This is a genomic window from uncultured Dialister sp. (assembly GCF_900538805.1).
Taxonomy (GTDB): domain Bacteria; phylum Bacillota; class Negativicutes; order Veillonellales; family Dialisteraceae; genus Dialister.
Window position 1 is genome coordinate 1 of sequence record NZ_UPZP01000061.1, and the last position, 13,713, is coordinate 13,713.

Genomic DNA, 13,713 nt, shown 5'->3' on the forward strand with positions numbered 1-13,713 from the left:
CCAATCAGCAGAATGTTTATCATGCTATATGATACGGGAGTCCCGTAACGCAGGTCCTTCCCCAGGAAGGAGCTGGGCGAAGCCCTGAGGAACACCGAAAATCTGCGAAAGAACTGACGCCCCTATCCTCCGTCGCCTAACGGCGCCACCTCCTTCCTATGGAAGGAGGCTCCTGCTCTTCGTCATGGAGCACTGGAGACACAAAAGCAAGTCCCGTAACGCTGATTATATACTTATCGCCGAAGGCGATACCTTCCCCTCTGAACCCTCTGAACCCTAACGCCGCAGGCGTGTCATAAAAAAATAAAAAATGTATACTCCATTTTTCTCTTAAATATGATACAATAAGAACAACTGTGAAAGAGAAAGTATACTATTGTGGAGGCATACAATGAACAGACAACTTTCTATGGAATTTGTAAGAATCACGGAACAGGCAGCTCTTCGGAGCGGCCGTCTCATGGGCGTAGGTGACAAGGAGGGCGCTGACCAGGCTGCTGTGGACGGCATGCATGAACAGTTTGCCAAGACCCCCGTTTCCGGCACCGTCGTTATCGGCGAAGGGGAAATCGATGAAGCGCCTATGCTCTACATCGGTGAACATGTAGGCGCCGGCGGAGAAGAAGTGGACATTGCCGTGGACCCGGTGGAAGGCACTAACCTGGTAGCCAAAGGACAGAACGGCGCCATTGCGGTGCTGGCCATTGCGCCCAAGGGCTGCCTGCTCCATGCGCCGGACATGTACATGCAGAAAATCTGCGTTGGCCCCCGTGCCAAAGGCCGTATCGACATTAACGCATCGGTTACGGAAAACCTGAAAAATGTGGCTGACGCTATGGATCGTGAAATTTCCGACCTCACCGTTGTCATCCTTGACCGCGAAAGACATGAAAAAATCATCCGCGAAGCCAGGGAAGCCGGAGCCCGCATCCGCCTCATCACCGACGGCGACGTAGTCCCCTCCATCGACTGCGGCATCCAGGGCAGCGGCATTCACATGGTATTAGGCTCCGGCGGCGCTCCGGAAGGCGTTCTCTCTGCGGTAGGCCTTAAATGCCTGGGCGGCGACATGCAGGCTAAACTCCTGCCCCATACGGACGAAGAACTGAGAAGGCTCCACGCCATGGGCATCGACGACCCCAATAAAGTCCTCACCCTGGACGACCTGGTCAAAGGGGATGACTGCATTTTCTCCGAAACAGCCATCACCGACTGCGCCATGCTTAGAGGCGTCCGCTACTTCGGCGGCGGCGCAAGAACCTCTACCCTGGTTCTCCGCTACAAAACCGGCACCGTCCGCTTCGTGGACACCATCCACCGTTTCGGCGACCCCAAGCCGGCCGTCCGCCTCTGGTAATCAGGAAATAAGAAACAGCCCTTTTCGGGCTGTTTTTTTATTATGGACACGCCCTTTCGGGCGTGAGGGTTGACGGGCCTTTCGGCCCGAGGTTTGACGCGCCTTTGGCGCGAGGGTTCGAAAGTTTGACACGGCCTTCGGCCGTGAGGGTTGTGGTGGGCGGCTTCGCCGCCAATATAAATAAAACCTTTAAAACCGGGCTTCGCCCGTGGGAAAACATGCAAACCGCCCTTACGGGCGGGGAAAAGCGGCCCCCTTTGGTGGCTGGCGCCACCACCTTTCCCCCGCAAGCGGGAGCACAACAACCCGTGATTTACTTTGTGCCACTTATGAGATAATTGCTTCACGGAGCTTTATTGTCCCACCGCTTCAGCGGGGGGAAGGTGGTGCCGTAGGCACCAAAGGGGGGAAAGCCGCCGCAGGCGGCTGATTCATCGGAATGTTATTCATAACATATGACACCAAGAAAAAGCATAGAACAGCCTTCCCGCCGAATTGGTATTTAGCACTGATTATCGCAAACTCTCCACGTACCGAGATTCTTCGCTGACGCTCAGAATGACGATGCCCGGCGGGAAGGTTAGCACGAAACGCAGTCTGACATCTGATTTCTGACTTCTATCGTCTAATCCACGCTGTTCCTCCGTCTTTTGCTCTTCGTCATGCAGCACTGGAGACACAAAAGGCAATCCCGTAACGCTGACTATATACTCATCGCCGAAGGCGATACCTTCCCCTCTGAACCCTCTGAACCTTTTGAACCTTCTGAACCCTCACCCCTAAAGGGGAAACGACTCACTACATTTTGCGCGTCGCTAACGCTCCTTCAAAATGTGTTCGCTGTGCACGCCGTCAGGCGTGTCATTTTTCCCTGTTTTACACGCCCCATCCATGGTATAATAATACGAATCCATTGGAAAAGGTGGTATGAACAAGTATGTTTTCCGCAATGTTGAATTGTCTGGGAGTGGATATGGGTTCTTCCCAGGTTCGTATATATCAGCGTGACAAGATTATATTGGAAGAGGCTTCTACGGCAGTGGTGGATAATATCAGCGGCCAGGTGCTTGGTTTCGGCACGGACGCTTTGATCCGCTATCATAAGGAGCCGGAGAATAATACGCTGGAGTGGCCGGTGAAGAACGGGGTCATTGCCGATTATGATATGACCAAGTCCATGCTCCGCTTTTTTTTGAATAAGGCGCTGCGCCGGTCTGTTTCCCGTCCCAGTCTGATGGTGGCGATTCCCTGCCAAATTTCTTCGGTCACCCGCCATGCGCTGGTGGATGCGCTGATTCATGCCGGCGCCCAGGGGGTGTATCTCATCCCTTCGCCGGCGGCGGCAGCCATGGGGGCGGGGAAGGATTTGTCCGTGCCTTCGGCGGCTCTTTCCCTTGTCATCGGCAGGGATGTGTCGGATATCGGCATTTACGGATGCGGCGGTATCCTGGCGCAGGAGGGGATTCCCTTCGGCGGCCATGATATCGACCTTGGCATCTGCCGTCATATCCAGGACCGGTACAGCATGATGATCGGCCTGGAGCAGGCGGAGAAATTGAAGAGCGAGGTGCTGTCCCTGACGGGCAGTGGAAGCGGCAGCGCTTTTACGGTGCGGGGACGCCGTCTTTCCGACGGTGTGGAAGTGGTGGTGGAGCTTTCTATCGATGAAATGAGCTCTGTCATGCAGAATATCATGCAGCCGGTGCTGCTTCTCATCCGCCGTGTCATGCGGCGGGCTACGCCGGAGATGGCCGATGATTTTTTGAAAAGCGGCATGCTTCTTTCCGGAGGCAGCGCTCTTCTGGACGGTCTTCGGGACTGGCTTTCCATGGAGCTGACCATGCCTGTCACGATTCCGGAGGATCCTTCGGCGGTGATTGCGAAGGGCTGTTTTGCGGCGTGCATGATGGACAAGGACCATTCCCTGCTCATTGAAAATGGTGATAAATACTATGGGGGAGCTTGACTTTGATATTCTTCAGTAAGAAAAAAATGATAAGCATTGTTCTGCTTTTCGCTTTCATGGGCGGCTGCGGATGGTTCTGGCGGCACAGGGAGTATATTCCCTTCGTGTCCCAGCCTTTGTCCGTAGGGGCCGCTCCTTTTGAATACGGCGTGTCCCGGGCCGCCTGGATGGGGGAGAACGGTATCGGTCTCTTTAAGCAGGTCTTTTCCAACTGGAAGGAACTGGACGAGCTGAAGAAGGAAAATGAGAGCCTCAAGGCGGAGCAGGATCACTACAGTGAAATCCTGGCGGAGAATATCCGTCTCCGGAATCTTTTGAAGTTCAAGCAGGGCTACACCAGTTATAATCTTCTGGGCGCTTCTGTGATTGAAAGGGATTACGGCGGCTGGACCCACACCATGGTCATTGACCGGGGCGAGGACAGCGGCCTTAAGAAATACATGCCTGTCATTGTGCCGTCGGGCATTGTGGGCTTTGTGAGCGAGGTGTACCTGAATTCCGCCAGGGTGCAGCTTCTTCTGGACCCAAGGACCACCATCGGCGGCATCGTGCAGCGGCCGGCGTCCCGGGTGGTTTCCATGGTGAGCGGCAACAGCGGCAATCCGGGGTATCTGTCCCTGGTGTCCCTTCCCAAGGAAGCGGATGTGATTAAGGGGGATACCATCGTTTCTTCCGGCTACGGCGGCGTGTATCCCAAGGGCGTGGTCATCGGCACGGTGGAGCAGGTGAATGTGGATGCCGAAGGGGGCACCCAGTCTGCGCTGGTGAAGCCGGCCGCCGATTTCTCCCATCTGGAGGAGGTTTTCGTGATTACGGACCATATCCAGAAGGCCAGCCCGGAAAGCATTACGGTGAAGCCGCCGAAGATTGAACCGCCTATGAATCCGAACAAGCAGCAGGCAGGTGATAAATGATGAGTACCTACAGCCTTGTGGTTTTAAGCGCTGTTATATTTCTTCTGCAGTCCTCTTTTCTGCCCTTTCTTTTCAACGGCATCATGCAGCCCGATTTATGGCTTACGGTGACTGCCCTGTCCGCGGTGATTCTGGACAGGAAATCGGCCCTCATCCTGGCCGGGGTGGGGGGATTTCTCCAGGACATTGTGACAAGCAATTTCTTCGGTCTCCATCTGCTGCCGTACCTTGTGATTACTATTCTTTTTCTGAAATTCGGCAGGGACCGGTATAACCGGCACTGGTACGTATCCCTTCTGTCGGTGCTTCTGGCGTCTGTCATTTATGTATGTTTTTCCAGTGTCATCATGGGATGGGCCGGCAGCCGGTATCCTTCCATGTTTTATTTCGTCTATCTGGGCATTCCCCTGGTTCTTATGAACGGCGGATGTGCCCTGGCTTTGCATCATCTTATCTGGATGCTGAAACGGGAGGAGGAACCCCGTTGGTGAAGAAACATATTCCTTCCATCCTGAATTCGCTGGTGAAGAACCGGGAGGAGTCGCGGTATGGCCGCATGATTTACGCTGCCATCCTTCTGCTCTGCGTTCTGGGGGCGCGCCTTTTCTGGATGCAGGTGGTGGAGGGAAGCTATTATAAGGAAGAGGCCGACGGCAACCGTATCCGCCATCTTCCCCAGCAGGCGGCCCGGGGCGTCATGTATGACAGGAACGGCGTCATCATGGCGGGCTCCCGTCCGGCCTACAGCGTCATCATGCCGGTGGAAAGGAAGAAGAATACCCTTTCCGACGATGAGCTCTCCCGGCTTTCCCAGCTTTTAAAGGTGCCGGTGGAGGAAATCAAAAAGAAAATCGACGATAACAAGCTGGCCTTCGGCGCCATTTATCTGGCCAACGATGTGGGCATCGATGTGGCCACCCAGATTGAAGAGAAAAAGGACGATTTCCCGGGCATTGAAATCGAAGTGAATCCGCTGCGCGTGTACCCGCTGGCAGCGGCGGGGGCCCAGGTGCTGGGCTACGTAGGGGAAGCGGGCCCGGATGACCGGGATGCGGAAGGAAATCCCTATACCACCGCCACCCTGGTGGGCCGTTCCGGTCTGGAAAGGCAGTACAACCAGTTCCTGGAAGGAAAGAACGGTTCCAAGACGGTGGAAGTCAATGCGTCGGGCCAGCCGGTGCGCTATGTGGAAGGGACTCCTGCCGTTTCCGGAAATAATGTGCGTCTCACGCTGGATGCCAATCTCCAGAAGGCGGCGGAGGACGCCATAGAGTCCCAGGTGAGGACCCTGGCCCATTCCGGCGTTTTCCCCACCGGCGCTTCTGCCGTGGCCATCGACCCCAATACGGGGGCGGTGCTTGCCATGGTCAGCTGGCCCAGCTATGACCCCAACCATTTCAGCAAGGGCATAACGGCAGCGGAATGGAATAAGATTATCAATAACAAGAACCATCCCATGCAGAACAGGACCATTGCGGCCATGTACCCTCCGGGCTCCCTGTTCAAGGTGATTACGGGCTCTGCTGCCCTGGAAGCCAAGGTCACCACGCCGGAGGAAAGGATATTCGACTCCGGCAAGCACTGGCTGGTGGATAAGAGAAACTCCGAAGGCGAGGCCTTCGGCTGGATTAATTTCTACGAAGCGGTGGAAAAGTCGGATAACGTTTATTTCTATGAAATGGGACGGCGTCTGGGCATCGACCGCATTTCCGCCATGGCCCGGGAGTACGGCCTGGGCAAGCCTACGGGCATCGACCTGGCAGGGGAAGCGGAAGGCAATGTGGCCAGCGAGGAATACAAGAAGAAGGTATTCAAGCAGGACTGGTACCTGGGGGAAACCATGGACGCCGCCATCGGCCAGAGCTTTACCCTCACCACGCCTATCCAGATGGCCATGGTGTATTCTTCCATTGCCAACGGCGGTTTCCGGTACAAGCCGTACCTGGTGAACCGCATCGACAAGCTGGACGGCAGCCCGCTTAAGATTTATTCACCGGAGAAGCTGGGCACTCTGCCGGTGTCCAAGGCCACTCTGGATGACCTGCACCAGGCGCTCCGCATGGTTATGAGCAAAAACGGCACCGGCGGCGCCCTCTTTGCGGACTATCCCATCGCCATGGCCGGCAAATCGGGCACCGCCGAAACGAACGGCCTTGATAACGGCTGTTTCGTGGCCTACGGACCTTTTGACAAACCGGAAATCGTGGTGCTCTGCATGTTTGAACACTCCGGCTTCGGTTCCGAATCGGCGGCGCCGGTGGTGAAACAGATTATGAACGCCTATTTCCATTTAGGCGATTATGCGCCCGGTAAGATGAAGGACGATAAGAAGGACAGGAATGGAGGGAAACCCTGATGGCAGTCATACTTTCTACAGCTTCCGGCAAAGGCGGGGTGGGAAAGACCCTCATCACCGCTTCCCTTGGCGTCACCCTTTCCCGGCTGGGAAAGAAGGTGCTCCTCATTGACGGGGACATGGGCCTTCGGAACATGGACCTTATCCTGGGCATGGAAAACGACTGCTTCTACAATATATGCGACCTGGCGGAGGGGGCCTGTTTTCTGGAGGACGCGGTGCTTCCCGTCACGAAGGATCTTGATTTCCTGCCCGCTTCCCAGAAGGAATCCTGGGAAACCGTATTTCCGGCGGCCATGGACACGGTGCTTGATGATATCCACCGCCGCTATGACTATATATTCATTGACTGCCCCGCAGGCATGGGGAAGGGCATAGAAACGGCCTTCCGCCTGTCTGACACCATCCTTCTTCTGGTGGCGCCGTCCTGGTCTTCCAGAAGGAATGCGGACCGGCTCCGTCCCCTTGTGGGAAAGGGGAAATCCCTGAAGTATGTGCTGAACCGGTTCACGGAAAAGGATGGGCCCGCCCTTTCGTTTCAGGAAGTGTACGATACGCTGGATGAAGAATCCTTCGGCGGCGTCATTCCCTATTCCGTCATGGCGGACACTTTGGGAAACCGCGGGGAGATTGCCGATTTCAAAGAAAAAAGCGCCTACGGCAGGGCGCTTTATGATGTGCTCCGCTCTGTGCTGAAGGATAAGGACATCCCCCTTTCAAGGTGGATGGGCACCCTTCGGCTGGGGGATCGGGAGAATGAAGAAATAGAAGGAGAAAATGATAGAAATAAAAACATTGAAAAGCCTTCCGGTCTTTCCTGGCACTCTTCCAGCAGCGCCTACAAGTGGCGGCGGAGGAGATGAGAGACCATGAACCTGATTCGTTACTGGCGGAGGATTGACAGCACCCTCCTTATGACTGTGCTGGGACTGGCGGTGGTTTCGCTGCTTATTATTTCCAGCGCCACCCATGCCAATGTGCCGGACCATCCGGGGCAGTTTGATTTCGTCATCAAGCAGGGGGTGTTCCTTCTTCTGGGCCTTTCCGTGGCCGGGGCGTCCCTTTATTTTGACTACCGGAAACTGTACCGCTTTGTTCCTGCGCTCTACGCGGTGAACGCGGTGATGCTTCTGGTGGTGAAATTTGCAGGCACCAGCGCCCTGGGTGCCCAGCGGTGGATCCAGATAGGGCCTTTCACCCTGCAGCCTTCGGAATTTGCCAAAATCATCATGATTATCTGCCTGGCCCGGCTTCTTTCCAATAATAAAAACGGCTACCGCACCTGGAAGAGCCTTCTTCCGGTGGCGGGGCTCATGGCGCTGCCTACGCTCCTCATTTTCATCCAGCCGGATCTGGGCACCAGCCTTGTATTTGCGGCCATTACCTTCGGCATGCTCTACATCTGCGGCCTTAACATGTCCCTGGTGAAAAAGGCGTTCATCGCCTTCGTGGCGGTGTTTCCGCAGATCTGGTTCTTCGTGCTCCACAGCTACCAGAAAATGCGTATCCTTGTGCTCTTCAACCCCTCTGTGGATCCCTACGGCTCCGGCTACCACGTGATCCAGTCCAAGATTTCCATCGGCAGCGGCGGGTTCATCGGCCAGGGACTCTTTGCAGGCACCCAGAGCCAGCTGAATTTCCTTCCTGAAAACCATACGGATTTCATCTTTTCCGTTATCGGGGAGGAACTGGGATTTGTAGGGGCCATCTTTGTGCTTTTCCTCTACTTCATCCTTCTCTATAGGGCCATTATGATTTCCCGCTCCTCCGGCGATGCCTTCGGGAGCCTTCTGGCCTGCGGCATTTTTTCCATGTGGCTTTTTCAGATTTTCATCAATGTGGGAATGACCCTGGGCATCATGCCGGTTACCGGCATACCGCTGCCCTTCATGAGCTACGGCGGCAGCGCCCTGTTGATGAATCTCCTCTGCGTAGGACTTTTGATGAATATTTATATTCGGCGTAAAAAGCTGATGTTTGATTAGGAGTGAACATGAATCCTGTAAAAATTGATCCCGTATGGCTGATGCATATCCAGAAGCCTGCCCGCTACATCGGCGGTGAATGGAACAGCGTGGTGAAGGACCATGACAGCGTGGATGTGAAGGTGGCCCTGGCTTTCCCCGATGTGTACGAAGTGGCCATGAGCCATCTGGGGCTGAAAATCATTTACAGCGTGCTCAACGCAAGAAACGACACGCTGGCGGAAAGGGTGTACGCCCCCTGGGTGGATATGGAAGCCCTCATGCGGGAAAAGCATATCCCCCTTTATACGCTGGAATCCAAATGTCCGGTGAAGGACTTTGACGTGCTGGGCTTCACCATGCCCTTTGAAATGTGCTATACCAATATCCTTAATATGCTGGATCTTGCCGGCATCCCCCTTTTGGCAAAGGACAGGGGAGAGGATGACCCCATCGTCGTTTCCGGCGGCCCCTGCGTGTACAACGCGGAGCCGGTGGCCGATTTCTTCGATGTATTCTTCATCGGCGAATCGGAAGAGGCCATCGGAGAAATGGCGGACATCGTCAAGGCATGGAAGAAGGAAGGAAAGCCGGGGGGACGAAAGGAAATCATCCGCCGCATGGCAGGCATCAAGGGCTGCTATGCGCCGTCCCTCTATAAAGTATCCTACTATGAAAACGGCATTTTCCGCTCCATTGCCCCCGTCGATGAAGCGGCCCAGTTCCCGGTGGAAAAAAGGCTCATTTCCGACTTTGACAAGGTCAAGGTGGACGACAAGCCCATTCTTCCACACATTGAAATCGTCCATGACAGGGCAGTGCTGGAAATGTTCCGCGGCTGCAGCAGGGGATGCCGTTTCTGCCAGGCCGGCATGATTTACCGTCCGGTCCGTGAAAAGAGCGAAGAGAAGCTGCAGGAAATCGCGGACACCCTGATCCGGAATACGGGGTACAATGAAATTTCCCTCATGTCCCTGTCCTCCGCCGACTATTCCTGCCTGCCGGAGCTGGTGGACCATCTCCTGGAAACCTTCAAGAACCGCCGCGTATCCGTAAGCCTTCCCTCTCTCCGCGTGGATTCCTTCTCCATCGACATTGCCAAGAAAATCCAGCAGGTGCGGAAGAGCGGCCTCACCCTGGCCCCGGAAGCCGGCACCCAGCGTCTCCGTGACGTCATCAACAAGGGCGTGACGGAAGAGGATATCATGGGCGCCTGTGCCAATGCCTTCAAGAACGGCTGGAGCAAGGTAAAGCTCTATTTCATGATGGGCCTTCCCACGGAAACCGACGAAGACCTGAAGGGCATTGCGGACCTGGCAGGCCGCATCCGCGAGCTCTACCACACCATCCGCGGCAGGAACGACTGCCGCATCACCGTCAGCGTGGCCAGCTTCGTGCCCAAACCTTTCACCCCCTTCCAGTGGATGCCCCAGTGCAGCGTGGAGGAAATCGAAAGAAAACAGCAGTACCTGAAGAGCCTTTTCACGGACCGGCATATTAAGTTTGCCTACCACGACGCCAAGACAGGCCGTCTGGAAGCGGTGCTGGCCAGAGGGGACCGGCAGCTTGCCAAGGTCATCCTGAAGGCCTTCGAAAAAGGCTGCAAGTATGACAGCTGGACCGAATTTTTCGACTACGACCGCTGGATGGACGCCTTCGAGGAATGCGGCGTGGACCCGGACCTCTATGCCTGCCGGAAGCGGGATGAATATGAAGCGGAACCCTGGGACCACATTGACTGCGGCGTAAACAAGGACTATCTCAGAAAAGAATGGCGCCTGGCCCAGCGGGGCATCCTGACCCATGACTGCCGCCACCTTGCCTGCAACGGCTGCGCCGTATGCCCGGTGCTGGACGTGAAACCTATCGACCATAAAGAGGAGAATGCACATGAAAAGACTGTTTTTATCTATCACGAAAGGTGAGGAGCTCCGTTTCCTGGGGCACCTCGATTTCCTGCGCACCATGGAAAGAGCAGTCATGCGTTCTGAAATCCCCGTAGCCTTCTCCGAAGGCTTCAACCCCCATATGAAACTTTCCCTGGATTCCGCCCTGGGCGTAGGCGTCACCGCGGATCCCCTCTATCTGGAAATGAAACTGGAAGAGGACATGCCCCTTGAAGAAGTAAAGGAGCGCCTTTCCCGGCAGCTTCCTAAAGGCATCACCATCCATTCCATTGTGGAAGCGGAAAAGAACTGGCCCAAATTTGTGGCTGTCTTCAATGAAGATGCCTATGAAATGGAAGGCCCCGTGAAGGAAGGGACTGCAGAAGAGGACTTTGAAAAAGCAAAGGCGTCCCTGGAAGAATTCAACAAACTCTCCTCTTTCCTGTATAAAAGGGTGACCCCGAAAAAGATAAGGGAAATGGACGTGAAGCCCATGATTTTAGAGCCCATGAAGGTGACCTTCACTAAAGACCGGGCCTACCTCACCTTCTCCCTCATCCGCAGCAATACGGGCACCGTACAGCCCAAGGATATCTGGAAAATGCTCTCCGAATCCTTCCACATGCCCTGGACGGAAGGAGAATTCATCTGTTCCCGCACCGGCACCTATCGAAGGCTTAATGGAAAACGGCTTACCCTGTCGGACGAAGGCGTTTTTGAGGGTTTACTGAAAGGAAATTGAAATGAAACAGCTTCTTCTCCATGTAAGACCGGACCAGACGGTGCTTGCGCTCCTTGACAATGACATTCTTTCCGACCTCTTTGTGGAAAGAGCGGGGGAAGAAGACATTGTGGGAAGGGTATACAAGGGCATTATCAAAAACGTGGTGCCCTCTTTAAATGGTATGTTCGTGGATATCGGCATCGGACGGAACGCATTCCTAAGGACAAGGGACACCCTGAAGGGCGGCCCCCGCACCGAAGGAAGCGCCGTGCTGGTGCAGGTGGAAAAGGACAGCACCGAAACCAAGGGCCCCCTGGTGACGGAAAAAATCAGCTTCGCCGGACGCTATGCCGTGGCCCTTTTTGGCACATCCTACATCGGTATTTCCAAAAAAATCACCGATGAAAATAAAAGAAACTTCCTCCGGAGCCACGCCGCCGCCATCTGCCAAAAAGGCACGGGCCTCATTGTCCGCACCGCCGCCGAAACGGCGGGGGAGGAGGATTTCAAAAAAGACTTGGCCTCCCTTTCCCGCATGATGGACGTGGTGACAAAAAGGGCGGCCATTGAAAAGGGACCGGCCCTTCTTTACCGGGACGGAGATCTGGCGGTGAAGAGCCTTCGGGACTACCTCACCGGCGACGTGGAACGCATCCTGGTGGACGACAAAGACACCTGGCAGCGCCTTTCTTCCATGGCGGAAGAGGAAACGAATATTTCCAAAGACCGCATCCTTTTCTACAACGAAAGAGAAAGCCTTTTCAAATATTTCCATGTGGAAGAACAGATACACGCCCTCTTCGAAAGAAATGTGCCCCTTCCTTCCGGCGGATCCCTCGTCATCGACTACACCGAAGCTTTGACGGTGATTGACGTGAACTCCGGCTCCTTTAGGAGCAAAGGCATACCCCACGACCAGCTGGCCTTCCTCATCAATAAGGACGCGGCCTTTGAAATCGCAAGGCAGATACGGCTTCGCGGCATAGGCGGCATCATTATGGTCGACTTCATCGACATGGAAAAGAAGGAAGAAAAAGAAAAACTTCTTCACATCCTTCGGAGCGAAGTGAGAAGGGACCATGTAAAAACCGTGGTCCTCGGCATGACCTCCCTGGGCCTTGTGGAAATGACAAGGAAAAGGACCACCAAAAGGCTGTGGCAGTACTACTACGACACCTGCCCCGCCTGCGGCGGCACGGGCCGCATCCTTTCCGCCGGCGCCGCTGCCGACAGGATTCTGGAGGATCTGGAAAATAGAAGAAGGTCGGGCCCCTTCAAAACCGACCTGGAAATCCGCTGCCAGAAAGACGTGAAAAAAGTGCTGGAGAATTCCCCCTTCAAAGAAAGACTTGCGAAAACCGCCCTGCGGGACGTCACCATCACCGAAGAACCGAATTTCACCCGTGACACATATACCATTCTATCGATGTAAAAGGAGATAACATGATTACAGAAATCCATTCCGACGCAGATTTAGATAGAGAATTCGTAGACAAAAAAGGCTTCGTCCTCCTGGAACTGGGCGCCTCCTGGTGCCGCCCCTGCCAGGTCATGGCCCCCGCCTTCACGGCGGTGGAAGAAGAATTCAAAGGAGAAGTCCGCCTCTGCCGCATCGACGTGGACGAAGCAGAAGAAATCGCCGACCGCTTCGCCCCCCAGGGCATCCCCACCTTCATCTTCTATAAAGACGGAAAAGAACTGGGCAGAATCATCGGCTATCGGCAGAAAAATAAATTCTTTGAAGATATAGCCAAAATGATGAAATAACACGCCCTGCGCGCGTGAGGGTTGACGGCCCTTCGGGCCGAGGTTTGACAGGCCTGCGGCCTGAGGGTTCTAAAGTTTGACGCGGCCTTTCAGGCCGCGAGGGTTGTGGTGGGCGCCTGCGGCGCCAGTATGAATAAAACCTTTACAACCGGGCTTCGCCCGATGGAAAACAGGCCAACCGCCCTTGCGGGCGTGGAAATGCGGCCCCCTTTGATGGCTGGCGCCACCACCTTCCCCCCGCAAGCGGTGGGACAATAAAGCTCTGCGAGGTTGTATTCTCATAAGTTACTCTAAGCAAAGCACGGGTTGTTGTGCCCCCGCACAGCGGGGGAAAGGTGGTGCCGTAGGCACCAAAGGGGGAAAAGTCGCCGTAGGCGACTAATTCACCGAAATACTGTTCATAACGTATGACACCAAGGAAAAGCATAGAGCAGCCTTCCCGCCGACCGGTATTTAATAGCATTTGTCTCATATGCTTCGAGTACCGAGATTCTTCGCTTCGCTCAGAATGACGAGTGGACGGGAAGGTAATCCCGTAATGCCTTTGCGTCCCCTTTAGGGGAAGAGGGCCACGTAGTGGCGCAGGGGTGTACGACGCTGCAAGCCGGATTGACACTCTCTGCTGCCCTGACTGCCAATCGGCAGCCTTCCCGCCGATTTTTATTTAACATCATTTGTCGCATAAGCGGCACGTACTGCGCGCATTCTGCATAGAATGCGCGAGTCGACCAAAGTTGGCCCTGTGTAGAGCAGCAATGGAGCAACATTGTCATTCTTAA

Annotated in this window: 11 protein-coding genes; all 11 read left to right on the top strand. The window is 54.9% G+C overall.

The window, feature by feature from the left end:
• Positions 1 to 391: 391 nt before the first annotated feature.
• The gene (gene glpX / locus QZQ29_RS06345) at positions 392 to 1,357 is read left to right on the top strand and encodes a class II fructose-bisphosphatase (protein WP_296961291.1); all 966 of its coding nucleotides are present in this window, start codon (positions 392 to 394) and stop codon (positions 1,355 to 1,357) included.
• Positions 1,358 to 2,294: 937 nt separating this feature from the next.
• A complete protein-coding gene (locus tag QZQ29_RS06350) occupies positions 2,295 to 3,323 on the top strand; it encodes a rod shape-determining protein (protein ID WP_296961294.1) in 1,029 nt (342 codons plus the stop codon).
• A gap of 26 nt (positions 3,324 to 3,349) precedes the next feature.
• Positions 3,350 to 4,237, top strand: a complete 888-nt coding sequence (gene mreC, locus QZQ29_RS06355; protein WP_296961296.1) for a rod shape-determining protein MreC — start codon at positions 3,350 to 3,352, stop codon at positions 4,235 to 4,237.
• Positions 4,234 to 4,728 carry a rod shape-determining protein MreD gene (gene mreD, locus QZQ29_RS06360; RefSeq protein ID WP_296961299.1) on the top strand — a complete coding sequence of 165 codons (495 nt, stop codon included), beginning with the start codon at positions 4,234 to 4,236 and terminating at the stop codon, positions 4,726 to 4,728. The genes mreC and mreD overlap by 4 nt, the downstream gene beginning before the upstream one ends.
• Positions 4,725 to 6,593 (top strand): penicillin-binding protein 2, encoded by a 1,869-nt coding sequence (gene mrdA, locus QZQ29_RS06365; RefSeq protein WP_296961322.1) that lies wholly within the window; start codon positions 4,725 to 4,727, stop codon positions 6,591 to 6,593. The genes mreD and mrdA overlap by 4 nt, the downstream gene beginning before the upstream one ends.
• Entirely contained in the window at positions 6,593 to 7,456 is an 864-nt protein-coding gene (locus QZQ29_RS06370; protein ID WP_296961302.1) for an AAA family ATPase, read from the top strand. Before mrdA ends, QZQ29_RS06370 begins: the two co-directional genes overlap by 1 nt.
• Before the next feature lie 6 nt (positions 7,457 to 7,462).
• Positions 7,463 to 8,578: a rod shape-determining protein RodA gene (rodA, locus tag QZQ29_RS06375; RefSeq protein WP_296961305.1), complete on the top strand. Its 1,116-nt coding sequence runs from the start codon at positions 7,463 to 7,465 to the stop codon at positions 8,576 to 8,578.
• Between the two features lie 8 nt (positions 8,579 to 8,586).
• Positions 8,587 to 10,482 (top strand): TIGR03960 family B12-binding radical SAM protein, encoded by a 1,896-nt coding sequence (locus tag QZQ29_RS06380; protein WP_296961308.1) that lies wholly within the window; start codon positions 8,587 to 8,589, stop codon positions 10,480 to 10,482.
• Positions 10,448 to 11,185, top strand: coding sequence for a TIGR03936 family radical SAM-associated protein (locus tag QZQ29_RS06385; RefSeq protein ID WP_296961311.1), 738 nt, complete (start codon positions 10,448 to 10,450; stop codon positions 11,183 to 11,185). Before QZQ29_RS06380 ends, QZQ29_RS06385 begins: the two co-directional genes overlap by 35 nt.
• Position 11,186: 1 nt before the next feature.
• The gene (locus tag QZQ29_RS06390) at positions 11,187 to 12,599 is read left to right on the top strand and encodes an Rne/Rng family ribonuclease (RefSeq protein ID WP_296961314.1); all 1,413 of its coding nucleotides are present in this window, start codon (positions 11,187 to 11,189) and stop codon (positions 12,597 to 12,599) included.
• 11 nt (positions 12,600 to 12,610) lie between these two features.
• The gene (locus tag QZQ29_RS06395) at positions 12,611 to 12,934 is read left to right on the top strand and encodes a thioredoxin family protein (RefSeq protein ID WP_296961319.1); all 324 of its coding nucleotides are present in this window, start codon (positions 12,611 to 12,613) and stop codon (positions 12,932 to 12,934) included.
• Positions 12,935 to 13,713 lie beyond the last annotated feature (779 nt).